This window comes from Streptantibioticus rubrisoli, assembly GCF_024436055.1.
Classification (GTDB): domain Bacteria; phylum Actinomycetota; class Actinomycetes; order Streptomycetales; family Streptomycetaceae; genus Streptantibioticus_A; species Streptantibioticus_A rubrisoli.
In genome coordinates this window covers 77520-90692 of the sequence record NZ_JANFNH010000010.1, presented here as the reverse complement: position 1 = coordinate 90692, position 13173 = coordinate 77520, and the positions used below count along the sequence as shown (strand labels likewise).

The following is a 13173-nucleotide window of genomic DNA, read 5'->3' as shown; positions in this document are numbered from 1 at the left end:
TCCCGGCCCGAGTCCGGTGCGGACCCGGTCGGTACTCAGCTTGCCCGCGGGGGCCGACGCGCGCTGAAAGTTATCCACAGGGTGTGGGGAATAGTCGTTTGATACGCCTGCGGTGGCCACCTGTCGAGGAGACGGGACTTCACCGCGCCCGAGCCGGTACCGTCGTCCCGTGTCCGCCGACCCCGCCCATCACGTCTCCCGCAGCCAACCGCTCGGCAGCCAGCCCCACGGTGTCCGGGCGAGCGCGGTGGAGGTGCGCCGTAGTGCCCGCCGCCGTAGAACGGTCTCGGCCTACCGTGAGGGAAACCGCACCATCGTCCTGATTCCTGCCCGGATGTCCGCTGCTGAGGAGCAGCGTTGGATCACGGTGATGCTGGACAAGCTCGCCGCCCAGGAGAGCAGACGGATGCTGGGCGACGCGGAACTCGCCGAGCGCGCCGCGCGGCTCTCCGCGCAGTACCTCGGCGGCCGTGCCGTGCCCGACAACGTGCGATGGGTGACTAACCAGAACACCCGATGGGGCTCGTGCACCCCGGCCGAGGGCAGCATCCGGCTGTCGCACCGGCTCCAGGGCATGCCCGAGTACGTCATCGACTACGTGCTGCTGCACGAGCTGGCGCACCTGCTCGTGCCCGGCCACGGCCCGCGGTTCTGGAAGCTCCTCGACGCCTACCCGCGCACCGAGCGGGCACGCGGCTACCTTGAGGGCGTCGTGGCGGCCGGGCGGCTGCCCCATCTGCCCGCCGCCCGCGACGAAGAGTCCGGGCAGTAGCAGAACTACCGCTTCCGCTACAGCAGTTCGCGTACCGCGGCGACCAGCCGGACCACCGACTCGTCGGCCACCGACGGCACCTCGTCGTAGCGGAACCAGCGGAGGTCGAGCGACTCGTCGCTGATCGCCTCGACCGCGCCGGGCGGGGCGAGCGCCGCGTACTGCACGTCCAAGTGCCAGGCACAGGGCGTCAGATGACGGTCGAGGCGCGCCGGTCCGCCAGGGAGCAGGGCGAGGCCGGTGATCCCGGACTCCTCGGTCGCCTCGCGCAACGCCGCTTCCGCGAGCGCCGGATCGGCCGGTTCGCAGTGGCCGCCCATCTGCAGCCACATGCGCAGCTTCCGGTGCAGGGTGAGCAGGACCGTGCCGTTCTTCGGATCCACCACCAGGGCGCTGGCCGTGATGTGGCCCTCGCCGCAGGACTTCCACATTCCGTCCGGATGGAGGGCGAGGTGTTCCAGGTAGGCCAGGCGCAGTTGCTCCTGATCAGGTGAGGAGACCGGTGGTGCCCACTCCTTGAGGACGCGCGCCGCGTCCGCGTGCAGACTCACTTGTCGCCGTCGCCCTTGCCGTCTTCCTTCTCGGAGTCCTTCGCTCCGCCCTCGCCGCCGGCCCGGCCCTCGGCGGCCTCGCCGAGCATCTTGGCCAGCGCGTCGAAGTCGATGTCCTCCTCGCGGTGCACGAAGCCGTCCGGGTCGTCGAGGTCCTCGGCGGTCGGCAGCATGTCCGGGTGCGCCCACAGCGCGTCCCGCCCGTCCATGCCACGCGCGTCGCCCAGCGACGCCCACAGCCGGGAGGCGTCCCGCAGCCGCCGGGGCCGCAGTTCGAGGCCGATCAGCGTGGCGAAGGTCTGCTCGGCCGGGCCACCGGTCGCCCGGCGCCGCCGCAGCGTCTCCCGCAGCGCGCCCGCCGACGGCAGGTGCGGTGCGGCGGCGGCGTGCACCACCGCGTCCACCCAGCCCTCGACCAGTGCCAGCGCGGTCTCCAGCCGGGCCAGCGCCGCCTTCTGTTCAGGAGTGTCCTCGGGCTGGAACATGCCCTGCTGGAGCGCCTCTTGAAGCGCCTCCGGATTCGCCGGGTCGAGCTGGCCCACCGCATCCTCAAGGCGGGCGGTGTCGACCTTGATGCCGCGCGCGTACCCTTCGACAGCGCCGAACAAGTGCGCCCGCAGCCACGGGACATGGGCGAACAGCCGCTGGTGCGCCGCCTCGCGCAGGGCGAGGTAGAGCCGCACCTCACCCTCGGGAACGCCGAGTCCGGCACCGAACGCCGCGATGTTCACCGGCAGCAGCGCCGCCTTGCCCGCCGGGCCCAACGGCAGCCCCACGTCGGTAGAGCCGACGACCTCGCCCGCCAGCACACCCAGAGCCTGCCCGATCTGGGTGCCGAACATGGCACCGCCCATGGAGCGCATCATGCCGAGCAGCGGGCCCGCCATGGCCTGCATCTCCTCGGGCAGTACGCCACCCATCGCCGCGCCGACGCGCTCGGCGACCGGGTCGACCAGCTCCTTCCAGGCGGGCAGCGTCGCCTCGACCCACTCGGCCCGGCTCCACGCCACCGACACCCCGGAACCGGACGGCAGCGAGGTGGCGCCGTCGAGCCACAGGTCGGCCAGGCGTAGCGCCTCCTCGACGGCGGCGCGCTCGCTGGCACCGACACTGGCGTCCTTGGTGCCGTTCTGGGCGCCCTGGGCGACCGTCTGACGAGCGATGTCCTTCGCCATCTCCCAGTTCACCGGCCCGCCCTCGTAGGAGAGCATCTGGCCGAGCTGCTGGAAGGCCGCGCCCAGGTCGTTGGGGTTCAGTGAGCCGAACATCGCGGCCAGCGGGTTGTCGCCACCGCCTGTCGTGCCGCCGCCGAAGCCGAAGGGGTTGCCGCCGCCGAAGGGGTCGCCGCCCGGCAGACCCTTCTTCTTGCCCTCGTCCCCGTCCTCGGGCTCCTCCGGAGGCACGCCGAATCCAAATGGGGTGTCACTCACGGGCTTCCTCGGCTCTGTGTGGTCGAAACGGTTTGCCTTGCGGGCTTGTCAGGGCTGTACCACCAGCCTAGACACCTCTCAGGCAGGATGGGACCTGCGTACCTCGTACCTACCTCGTACCAAGACAACAGTGGGAGACACCTGGTGAGTTCCCCGGCACCAAACGTTCGCTCAGGGCGGATCCACACCTCGGGGCCGGTCGTGGCGGTCACCGGCGCGGCATCCGGTGTCGGGCACCTGCTTGCCCTGCGGCTGGCCGCCTCGGACGAGGTCAGAAAGGTCGTGGCGATCGACGAGCGGCGCGGCGAGGTACCCGGCGCGCTGTGGCGGGTGATGGACGTACGGGACCCGGCCATCGCCGACCGGCTGCGGGTCGAAGGACACCCGGTGGACGTGCTGGTGCACCTCGCGCTGGACCTGAACCTGGAGTCCGACCCCAAGGCGCGCACCGCGTTCAACGTGCGCGGCACCCAGACCGTGCTCACCGCCGCGGCGGCGGCCGGGGTGCGCAGAGTGGTCCTGGTCACCTCCGCGATGGTCTACGGGGCACTGCCCGACAACGATGTTCCGCTGGCCGAGGACGCCCCGCTGCGGGCCACCGCCGAGGCCACCTGCGTCGGGGACCTGCTGGAGATCGAGCGGCTCGGCCGCCGTGCGCCGCGCGCCCACCCGGGACTCAACGTCACCGTGCTGCGGCCAGCCGTCCTGGTCGGCGGTATGGACACCGCGCTCACCCGCTATTTCGAGTCACCGCGCCTGCTGGTGGTGGCGGGCAGCCGTCCCCGCTGGCAGTTCTGCCATGTCGAGGATCTCGTCTCCGCGCTGGAGTACGCGGCGTTGGAGAAGGCCGAGGGCGAGATGGCGGTCGGCTGCGACGGCTGGCTTGAACAGGAGGAGGTCGAGGAGCTGTCCGGGATCCGGCGCATGGAACTGCCGCAGTCGGTGGCGCTCGGCGCCGCCGCCCGGCTGCACCGGCTCGGTCTGACCCCGTCCCCGGCCGGTGACCTGGAGTACACCATGCATCCGTGGGTGGTCAGCGGCAGCCGGTTGCACGAGGCGGGCTGGCGGCCGAAGTGGACCAACGAGGAGGTGCTGGCCGAACTGCTCGAGGAGGTCGCGGGTCGGCACACGGTCGCCGGTCGACGGCTCGGCCGCAAGGACGCCGCCGCCTCGCTGGGCGCCGCCGGAGCCACCGTGGCACTGGTGGGCACCGCGGCACTGGTACGGCGGGCACGCAAGCGGCGCGGAATCTAAGCGCTCCCGGGAGCCCATGTCCAGCGTCGTGGTGGCCGAATCCCTTTGTCAGATCGGACAGACGGTGACTTGGAGATTCATACAGGAACCGCCTTTCCGCAATGGCCGCCCGTGCGGCACCATGGCCCACATGGCACCCACGCACGACAAGGGACAGGGCCTTTCGGACCCCATCCGGCTGCTCGCGGTCCGCGACACCCCGCTGTCCGTGGACGAGGTCTTCGGCGTCGTCGGTGACGATGCCGCCGGGGGTACCGCCCTGTTCGTCGGCACCGTCCGCGACCATGACGGCGGCTCGGCGGAGGTCACCCGTCTGGCGTACTCCGCGCACCCCAGCGCCGAGGCCGAGCTGCGCCGTGTCGCGGAGAAGGTCGCCGCGGACTTCCCGGTACGGGCGATGGCCGCGGTGCACCGCGTCGGTGACCTGCGGGTCGGCGACATCGCGGTAGTGGTGGCGGTCTCCTGCCCGCACCGGGGGGAGGCGTTCGCGGCGTGCCGCCGCCTGATCGACGACCTCAAGCGCGAGGTCCCGATCTGGAAACACCAGAGCTTCGCCGACGGCACAGAGGAATGGGTGGGCGCGTAGCGCCTTCGTTGAGGGGTGGTGGTCGGGCGACGGGTGGGCGCGCAGCGCCTTCGTTGAGAGGTGGCCGGACGCCCTCGTTTAGGAGGCGCGCGGTGTGCCTTTGTAGATATGTCTCCTTGTGGATGCGTCGCATCCACAAAAGACCGCATATCGTGCGCATTCCGCCTCATCGCTGGGCGCGTCAACTTGCGTAACTCCGTACCCGGGCTGAGCGTTGGATCAGCGAGCGATTAATCTGCTCATAGGTCCTGCGTTGGTATGTGCGTGTGGTCGGGAGGCCGGTATGGCGGCTCTGGCTTGGTTGCTGATTCCGGTCATCGGCGCGGTTGCCGCCACTGTGTGGGCGGGTTGGGCGGGGCGTACTCGCCGCACGGCCGGTGACGTGCACTCACTCGCCGGATACGAACGGTTCCGCGAGGCCATGGCCAAGACGCACACGGGCTCGGACGCCTGACACGGCCTGACGTGGGTCGACCAGGCCGGATACCCGGACGGACCGGCCCGGCAAGCCGCTTGTCATACCCGTCCCGTACTGTCATGGCATGCCACGCCGCACCGCGACCATGCTCACTTCGACGCTGCTGCTCATAGCGCTGCTCTGCGTCGGGGTGCTGATCCCTGTGCCCTACTCCGCGATGTGGCCGGGGCCGACGGTGAACACCCTCAGTGAGAACGAGGGTGAGCAGGTGCTCCAGATCTCGGACCACCGCACCTATCCGGTGACGGGGCACCTGAACATGACCACGGTTCGGGTCACGGGCGCGGACTACACGATGAACCTGGTCGAGGCGGTCTCCGACTGGCTGTCCGACGACCACATCGTTGTACCGCACGACACTCTGTACCCGAAGGGCCAGACCGCGCAGCAGGCGGACCAGCAGAACGCCGAGGAGTTCAGCCAGTCCCAGGACAGCGCCAAGGTCGCGGCGCTCAGCGAGCTGCACATCCCGGTCGGCTCGCGGGTGATCGTGGGCTCCGTGGTCAAGGGCAGCCCGGCCGAGGGCAAGCTGCACGCGGGCGACGTGATCAAGTCGGTGGACGGCACCGGGGTCTCCCAGCCCGGCGATGTCGCCAAGCTGGTCACCAAGCACAAGCCCGGCCAGGACGTGGTGTTCATCGTGGTCCCGTCCGGCGAGGCGGACAAGGCGGGCGCGCCCACCCGTCAGGTCACCATCAGGACCGCCAAGGCGGACGGTGGCCGGGCGATCGTGGGGATCCAGGCGATGCTGGGCCACACCTTCCCGTTCCCGATCGACATCAAGCTGGCGGACGTTGGCGGTCCGAGCGCGGGCCTGATGTTCTCGCTGGGCATCATCGACAAGCTCACGCCCGACAACCTCACCGGCGGTAAGTTCGTCGCCGGTACCGGCACGATCGACGACAACGGCCAGGTCGGCCCCATCGGCGGCATCGCGATGAAGATCATCGGCGCCCGGGACGCGGGCGCGCAGTACTTCCTGACCCCCAAGGACAACTGCGCGGCCGCGGCCAAGAACACCCCCAAGGGGCTGCGCCTGGTGAAGGTCAACTCGCTGAACGACGCGCTGAACGCCCTCGCCGACATACGGACCGGCAAGACGGCCGACCTGCCCAGCTGCACCGCCCACTGACGGCGCCCCCAACAAGCGGCGCCCGAAGCCGCGCCCCCGCCCCGATGCGGCGCCGCCCCGATGCGGCGCCGCACGCGCGGGGCGGGGCGGCTACTCGTCGAATGTCGCCGTGAGCGCCTCGGCCAGCCCCGGTACGAGGTCCTTGCCGGTCAGCACCTCGGTCGGCGAGTCCTTCTCGCGCAGCCGGATCGCCGACTCGCGCTCCCCGTCGCGCAGCACGGCCACCGTCATCCGCACCTCCTGGCGCTCCGGGTGCTCGGCGACCCAGGCCGCCAGGCCGTCATCGCCAAGCCCCTGGGGGATGGACGCCTCGGCGGTCGGCGGGAGCATCAGCCGCTCCACGGTCAGCGCGCATCCGGCGACCGCCTCGGGCCAGGCGATGGTGGCGAGGAACTCGTCAAGCGGGGTGTCCGAGGGCACCTCGTCCTGCTCGACGGGAGTGAGTGCCCCGGCGGTCTGGTCGCCTTCCTCTTCCAGGCCGAGCTGGGCGAACAGCATCGGCTCCTCGGTGCGGAGGCGTTCGGTGTCGACAAGGGCGAAGAGACGGGCGGGCTGGTCCCAGCCGAGCCCGGACGCGTACTCGTCGATCTCGAGCACGGCACGGGTCAGCGGGGTCGCGGCGAGGGGTGCGCCGCCGGTGGGAGTGTTGGACATGCTCAACATCCTGCCCGTTCCAGGCCCCAGAACGGGAACTGCGTAAAGCGTGAGTAAGTTGCATGGATGGGTGTCCGCCCCCGGACGCCGTACGGACGCGACGTAACGACGTAAATCTCGAGGTGCGCACCTTGGCTTTCCAGATGCCGGAGCGAGGCGGCGGTCCCATGGGGCCCCGGATCACCGTGGGCCGGCCGTCCCGGCGCACCCGGACCGTGCTGATGACGCTCGCCGCGCTGGCCGCGCTGGCCATGGCGTTCGTGATGTTCTCCGGCTTCTGGACGGACTGGCTGTGGTACCGGTCGGTCCACTACTCGTCGGTCTTCACCACCACGCTGTCCACCCGGATAGCACTGTTCGCCGTCTTCGGGCTGCTGATGGCGTTGGCGGTGGGGGCGAACGTCTACCTGGCGCACCGGCTCCGGCCGCAGTTGGGTGCCATGTCGCTGGAGCAGCAGAGCCTGGACCGTTACCGGCTGGCCATCGCGCCGTTCCGCAAATGGCTGTTGCTCGCGGTCTGCCTGCTGGTCGGGTTGATCGGCGGAGCGTCCGCTTCCGGCCAGTGGCGCACCTGGCTGCAGTACGTCAACGCGGTCCCGTTCGGCACCAAGGACCCGCGGTTCAAGCTGGACGTCGCGTTCTACGCCTTCGACCTGCCCTGGTACCGCTTCCTGTTGAGCTTCGGTTTCGCCGCGGTCGTGCTCTGCCTGGTGGCGGCCGCCCTGGTGCACTACCTGTACGGGGGGTTGCGGCTGAGCAGCCCGGGGGCGCGGGCGACGGCCGCCGCGACCGGTCATCTGTCCGTGCTGCTCGGCCTGTTCGTCGCGCTCAAGGCGGTGGCGTACTGGCTGGACCGGTACGGACTGGCGGTGAAGTCCAGCGCCTTCCACCCGACCAGTGGCTGGACCGGGCTGCGGTACGTGGACGCCAACGCGTATCTGCCCGCCAAGACCATCTTGTTCTGCATCGCGATCATCTGCGCGCTGCTGTTCTTCGCGACGCTGTGGCGGCGCACCTGGAGTCTGCCGATGCTCGGCCTCGGGCTGATGGTGCTCTCCGCGATCCTGATCGGCGGGCTGTACCCGGCGATCGTGCAGAAGTTCCAGGTGCAGCCCAACGAGGCCGCCAAGGAAGCCCCCTACATCCAGAAGAACATCAACGCGACCCGCGCCGCGTACGGCATCGACAGCAGCAAGGTCACCGGCTATCCCGGAACGAGTTCGACGCCGAACACCACGCTGCGGGCGGACGCCGACACGGCCGCGAGCGTGCGGCTGCTGGACCCCAACGTGGTCTCGCCGTCGTTCCAGCAGATCCAGGGGCTGCGCGGGTTCTACACGATGGGCTCGTCGCTGGCCGTGGACCGCTACCAGATCGACGGCAAGGAGCAGGACAGCGTCGTCGGTCTGCGGGAGCTGAACCTCAAGGGCATCCCGGAGAGCAACTGGATCAACGACCACTTCAAGTACACCCACGGCTACGGGATGGTCGCGGCCAAGGGCACCTCCGTCGCCCCCGGCAGCGGCGCCCCGGACTTCACCGAACAGGAGCTGCCGCCACAGGGCGAGTTGGGCGCCTATGAGCCGCGGATCTACTACGGCCAGCAGACCAAGCAGTACTCGATCGTCGGCGGCCCCACCAAGGAGATCGACTACTCCGACGGCAACAGCGAGAAGAGCTACACCTACACCGGCCACAGCGGGGTCAGCCTGAACAACCCGATCACCAGGGCCGCGTACGCGGTGCAGTTGGGTGAGCCGCAGCTACTGTATTCGGGCGCGATCGGCAAGGGGTCGAAGATCCTCTACAACCGCACGCCCAAGGAGCGCGTCGAGGCCGTCGCGCCCTGGCTGACGATCGACGGCGAACCGTATCCGGCGGTGGTCAACGGCCGCATCCAGTGGATCGTGGACGCGTACACCACCACCAACGGCTATCCGTACTCGTCCCGCACCACCCTGGGCGACACCACCTCCGACTCGCTGACCGGCGGCAACCGTTCGGTGCTCGCCCAGCAGAACGAGGTCAACTACATCCGCAACTCGGTGAAGGCGACCGTCGACGCGTTCGACGGCACGGTGAAGCTGTACCAGTGGGACACCCAGGACCCGGTGCTGAAGACGTGGATGAAGGCGTACCCCGGCACAGTGGAGCCGCGCAGCGCGATCTCCCCGCAGCTGATGTCCCATCTGCGGTATCCGCAGGACCTGTTCAAGGTGCAGCGTGAACTGCTCACCCGTTACCACGTCACCGATCCGGCGACGTTCTACAGCGGCAGCGAGGTGTGGCAGGTGCCCAACGACCCGGCGAAGCGGGACAGTGGTGCGGTTCCGCCGTACTACCTGAGTGTGAAGTTGCCGGGGCAGAGCTCACAGGCGTTCTCGTTGACGACCACGTTGACGCCCAACCGGCGGGACAACCTGGCCGCCTTCATGTCGGTCGACGCGGACGCCAACAGTCCGGGCTACGGCACCATCCGGCTGCTCCAACTTCCCTCCAGCAGCAATGTGTCGGGGCCGAAGCAGGTGCAGAGCAAGTTCCTCTCCGATACCAGAGTGGCCAATCAGGTCAACCTCTGGCAGCGCAGCGGCGACTACTCAGAGGTCGAGTACGGCAACCTGTTGACGGTTCCGCTCGACGGCGGGCTGCTGAACGTCGAGCCGGTCTATGTGCGCGGCGCGGGCACCAACTATCCGCTGATGAAGAAGGTGTTGGTGAGCTGGAACGGCGGCAGGCCCGCGTTCCAGGACACCCTGGGTGCGGCGCTTGACGAGGTGTTCAGCACCCCCGGTTCCGGCCCCGCGCAGTCCCCGCCGCCCAGCGGTGACAACCCCCCGCAGCCCGTGAACCAGACGGTGAAGCAGGCGTTGCAGGACGCGCAGAACGCGTACGACCAAGGCCAGCAGGCGCTGAAGAACAACGACTGGGCGGCCTACGGAAAGGCGCAGCAGGATCTGCAGAGTGCCCTGCAGCGGGCCGAGAAGGCGGAAAGCGCACCGTCGAAGAAGCCCTGATCGGGTGATCTCCGCGCGTCGTGGTACGGTTGTTACACAACGACGCGGGGTGGAGCAGCTCGGTAGCTCGCTGGGCTCATAACCCAGAGGTCGCAGGTTCAAATCCTGTCCCCGCTACTGAAAGAAACATCAGCGGCTGATGCCGCGGGGAGAAGGCCCGGAGTCAACGACTCCGGGCCTTCTCACTTGTCTGAGGGGTCCACGGAACCGGTGGTTTGGGTACATTGCGCTTCGGGAAGTCGGGATGTCGTGAAGTCGACAAAACGCTGAAGTGACCTCGGGGATGCGGTATACCAGGTGTACGCCGGTTTCGGGTGGTGCGACGATGGATCCCATGGGGGATGGTGTAAGCGTGCTGGAGGCGCGTCCGCTTCCGCGGGAGGCGGACGACGCAACCTCCGCGCCAGAGCGGCCGGTTGAGGCCGCCACGGTGCTCGACGACGACGTACTGACGGCTCGTGAGGAAGCCGAACTGCAGGCCCGCTACCGCCGCGCCGCCGACCTCGGCGACACCGCCGCACAGGGCGTGATCGGCACCCTGCTGCTGCGCAGGGGCGACCTGGACGGCGCCGAGCCGTATCTGCGCGCGGCCACCTCGGCCGGGGACCGGGCCGCCGCCAACAACCTCGGGGTGCTGCTGCACCAGCGCGGCTACCCGGACGAGGCCGCCGGATGGTGGCGGATCGCCGCCGTCGCGGGCAGCGCGGCCGCGGCGCACTCGCTGGGCCGCCACTACCGCGAGCGCGGCGACGAACCGGCCGCCGAGTACTGGCTGCGGCAGGCCGCCGAGACCGGGCACGCACTCGGCGCGTACGCGCTGGCCGATCTGCTGGAGCACCGCAGCGACGTGGGCGCCGAGCGCTGGTACCGGGCCGCCGCCGAGCACGGGCACCGCGAGGCGACGTACCGGTTGGCCAGGATCTGCGCCGAGCGCGGCGAGGAGGCGGAGGCCGAGCAGTGGTACCGGCAGGCGGCGGCCCGCGGCCACACCCGGGCGGCGCTGCGGCTGGGCACGCTGCTGGAGCAGCGCGGTGAGACCCAGGAGGCCACCCGCTGGTACCTGACCGCGGCCAAGGACGGCGATCCCCGCGCGGCCTGCGCGCTGGGCTTCCTGCTGCGCGACGCCGGCGATGTCGAGGGCGCCGCCGAGTGGTGGCGGCGGGCCGCCCAGGAGGGCGACGGCCAGGCCGCCAACGCACTGGGCGCGCTGCACGCCCAGGAGGGCGAGACGCAGACCGCGGAGCGCTGGTACCGGGCCGCGCTGGAGGCGGGCGACGACAACGGCGCGTACAACCTCGGCCTGCTGTGCGCCGCGCGGGGCCGGGAGCCGCAGGCCGAGCAGTGGTACCGCAGGGCGGCCTACGCGGGCCACCCGGAGGCCGCCAACGCCCTCGCCGTGCTGCTGTTGCAGCGCGGTGACGCGGCGGGTGCCGAGCCGTGGTTCTCCAAGGCCGCCGAGGCGGGCAGTGTGGACGCCGCGTTCAACCTGGGCATCATCTGCGCCGGACGCGACGACCACGCGGCCGCCCACCGCTGGTACGAGCGGGCGGCGGCGGCCGGGCACACCGAGGCGGCGCTCCAGGTGGCCATGGCGCTCCAGCGCGAGGGCGACCTGCCCGGCGCCGAGAAGCACCTGCGGTGCGCGGCGGGCGGCGGCAGCGCGGAGGCCGCGTTCCGGCTCGGCGCGGTGCTGGAACAGGGCTCGGCGGAGGGCGACGAGGAGAGCGAGGAGTGGTACGAGCGGGCCGCCCGGCTCGGCCACCGGCGGGCCCAGGTGCGGCTCGGCATGTGCGCGGCCCGGCGCGGCGACTCGGCCAGCGCCGCGCGCTGGTACCGGCTGGCCGCCGAGGCGGGCAGCCGGAACGGAGCCTTCAACCTCGGGCTGCTGCTGGCCCGCGAGGGCAGCGAGGCGGAGGCGGCGCTGTGGTGGACGATAGCGGCCCAGGGCGGTCACGGCCGCGCCGCGCTGCGGCTGGCGCTGCTGGCCGCCCGGCGTGGCGAGCTGGACGAGGCCAGGAAGTGGTGCGACCAGGCGGTCGAGTGCGGACCGCCTGAGGTGGCCGAGCGCGCCGCGCGGCTGGCGGATGCGCTGCGGCAGGAACTCACCGCGTAGGACCGCGTCGCACAAGCGGCTCGCTGGGTCGCGGATGGTCCCCGGCAGGGCTGTCAGGGCCCTGGCGGGGGACCGGTTGATCATTGATTTGCCCTGCCCGACGACTGTCGTTTACAGTGGTCACACAACGACGCGGGGTGGAGCAGCTCGGTAGCTCGCTGGGCTCATAACCCAGAGGTCGCAGGTTCAAATCCTGTCCCCGCTACTGAAGTAAGAGGCCAGAACCGACAGGTTCTGGCCTCTTACGTTTTCTTACCGTTTACCGTTCTCGGCCAGCTCCCGATCAGTTCTGGTTCAGGCTTGTCAGTCCTCGGTTTGCCCGCCGTCGTCGTTGACGGCCTGGTTGAACAGTGCCTGCGTGTCACCGGTGAAGTACGGGCTGTACGAGATGGCGTCGACGTGCGGGTCGTCGTCCGTCGGGCCGCCGCCGTTCCAGCCGCCGATGATGCCGACCAGCGCGCCGGTCTTGGCGCCGGGCTTCAGCTCCAGCCAGGGGCCGCCGGACACCCCCGCCGAGTAGCCGCCGCAGCGCATCTCGCGGTACTGGTCGTGGGCACCGGACTGGAAGGTCTCCAGGTCGCAGCTGATCTGGGCGTCACCCGGGTTGTTGCTGTCCGGGTAGCCGATGGCGGTGATCCCGCGCAGGTGGTACGGCTGGTTGACCTTCAGGGTGTTGCCGCCGACCGCGTCCTCGATCTCCGGGCCGCCGGAGCGGGAGACCCGCATGAAGGCGTAGTCGTACCGCTCGTCGTTGTCCTTGGTGTAGCGCGGGTCGATCCAGATCTTGTCCACCTGCCAGGTGCCGTGCGGGGCCTTGCCGCCGGTCCGGCCGGGGGCGACGGTGAGCGAGGAGGCGTAGGAGCCGTCGCCGTACACACAGTGCGCCGCGGTGACCACGATGTCCGCGCCCGGGCTGTGCACCACCGCGCCGCTGCAGTAGGGGGAGCCGTCACTGCCCAGCACCTCGACCACGGAGGGGTTGGCCTGGGCCGCGCTGAGGTAGGTGCCCTGCTTCGACCAGTCGTCGGGCGGGTTCTGCTCGGAGTGGTGCTTGGCCTGGGCCAGGGCCACCACGTCCGGCGCGTACTGGATGAGACCGGCGGCGGCGAGGACGCCGACGGCTGTCAGTGCCGCGACCCTCGTTCGACTGCGACGGCGCACCCATCTACCTCCCGTCACTTCGTCCGAC

11 protein-coding genes and 2 tRNA genes are annotated in these 13173 nt (G+C 70.3%); 9 read left to right on the top strand and 4 right to left on the bottom strand.

Annotated elements, in window-relative coordinates; translation table 11 throughout:
- Positions 1-169: 169 nt before the first annotated feature.
- A complete protein-coding gene (locus NON19_RS12890; RefSeq protein WP_255927496.1) occupies positions 170-772 on the top strand; it encodes a M48 metallopeptidase family protein in 603 nt (200 codons plus the stop codon).
- A 17-nt stretch (positions 773-789) separates the two neighbouring features.
- Here NON19_RS12890 and NON19_RS12885 read toward each other — a convergent pair whose 3' ends face one another.
- Both NON19_RS12885 and NON19_RS12880 read right to left on the bottom strand, forming a co-directional pair.
- Positions 790-1323 carry an NUDIX hydrolase gene (locus tag NON19_RS12885; protein WP_255927494.1) on the bottom strand — a complete coding sequence of 178 codons (534 nt, stop codon included), beginning with the start codon at positions 1321-1323 and terminating at the stop codon, positions 790-792.
- On the bottom strand, positions 1320-2753 hold the full coding sequence (locus NON19_RS12880) for a zinc-dependent metalloprotease (RefSeq protein WP_255927492.1): 1434 nt from the start codon (positions 2751-2753) through the stop codon (positions 1320-1322). Before NON19_RS12880 ends, NON19_RS12885 begins: the two co-directional genes overlap by 4 nt.
- A gap of 144 nt (positions 2754-2897) precedes the next feature.
- On the opposite strand from NON19_RS12880, the gene NON19_RS12875 reads away from it, so the two are divergent.
- From NON19_RS12875 to NON19_RS12860, 4 genes are all read left to right on the top strand, one after another.
- Complete coding sequence (locus NON19_RS12875) at positions 2898-4007, top strand: SDR family oxidoreductase (protein WP_255927490.1); 1110 nt, start codon at positions 2898-2900, stop codon at positions 4005-4007.
- A gap of 121 nt (positions 4008-4128) precedes the next feature.
- Complete coding sequence (locus NON19_RS12870) at positions 4129-4593, top strand: molybdenum cofactor biosynthesis protein MoaE (RefSeq protein WP_255927488.1); 465 nt, start codon at positions 4129-4131, stop codon at positions 4591-4593.
- Between the two features lie 283 nt (positions 4594-4876).
- Positions 4877-5047, top strand: coding sequence for a hypothetical protein (locus NON19_RS12865; protein ID WP_255927486.1), 171 nt, complete (start codon positions 4877-4879; stop codon positions 5045-5047).
- Between the two features lie 88 nt (positions 5048-5135).
- The gene (locus tag NON19_RS12860; protein ID WP_255927484.1) at positions 5136-6203 is read left to right on the top strand and encodes a YlbL family protein; all 1068 of its coding nucleotides are present in this window, start codon (positions 5136-5138) and stop codon (positions 6201-6203) included.
- Between the two features lie 90 nt (positions 6204-6293).
- Here NON19_RS12860 and NON19_RS12855 read toward each other — a convergent pair whose 3' ends face one another.
- Positions 6294-6857, bottom strand: coding sequence for a PPA1309 family protein (locus tag NON19_RS12855; protein ID WP_255927482.1), 564 nt, complete (start codon positions 6855-6857; stop codon positions 6294-6296).
- A gap of 167 nt (positions 6858-7024) precedes the next feature.
- On the opposite strand from NON19_RS12855, the gene NON19_RS12850 reads away from it, so the two are divergent.
- From NON19_RS12850 to NON19_RS12835, 4 genes are all read left to right on the top strand, one after another.
- Complete coding sequence (locus NON19_RS12850) at positions 7025-9871, top strand: UPF0182 family membrane protein (RefSeq protein WP_255927480.1); 2847 nt, start codon at positions 7025-7027, stop codon at positions 9869-9871.
- A gap of 43 nt (positions 9872-9914) precedes the next feature.
- Positions 9915-9988, top strand: a tRNA-Met gene (locus NON19_RS12845).
- Positions 9989-10196: 208 nt separating this feature from the next.
- Positions 10197-11984: a tetratricopeptide repeat protein gene (locus tag NON19_RS12840; RefSeq protein ID WP_255927478.1), complete on the top strand. Its 1788-nt coding sequence runs from the start codon at positions 10197-10199 to the stop codon at positions 11982-11984.
- A 131-nt stretch (positions 11985-12115) separates the two neighbouring features.
- Positions 12116-12189, top strand: a tRNA-Met gene (locus NON19_RS12835).
- 98 nt (positions 12190-12287) lie between these two features.
- Here NON19_RS12835 and NON19_RS12830 read toward each other — a convergent pair.
- Complete coding sequence (locus NON19_RS12830) at positions 12288-13145, bottom strand: trypsin-like serine peptidase (RefSeq protein WP_255927476.1); 858 nt, start codon at positions 13143-13145, stop codon at positions 12288-12290.
- Between the last annotated feature and the right edge of the window lie 28 nt (positions 13146-13173).

Excerpts from the sequence above, each read along its gene's own strand:
- NON19_RS12870 (WP_255927488.1), top strand. The coding sequence starts at position 4,129 with ATGGCCCACATGGCACCCACGCACGACAAGGGACAGGGCCTTTCGGAC.
- NON19_RS12865 (WP_255927486.1), top strand. The coding sequence starts at position 4,877 with ATGGCGGCTCTGGCTTGGTTGCTGATTCCGGTCATCGGCGCGGTTGCC.
- NON19_RS12860 (WP_255927484.1), top strand. The coding sequence starts at position 5,136 with ATGCCACGCCGCACCGCGACCATGCTCACTTCGACGCTGCTGCTCATA.
- NON19_RS12855 (WP_255927482.1), bottom strand. The coding sequence starts at position 6,857 with ATGTCCAACACTCCCACCGGCGGCGCACCCCTCGCCGCGACCCCGCTG.
- NON19_RS12850 (WP_255927480.1), top strand. The coding sequence starts at position 7,025 with ATGGGGCCCCGGATCACCGTGGGCCGGCCGTCCCGGCGCACCCGGACC.
- NON19_RS12840 (WP_255927478.1), top strand. The coding sequence starts at position 10,197 with ATGGATCCCATGGGGGATGGTGTAAGCGTGCTGGAGGCGCGTCCGCTT.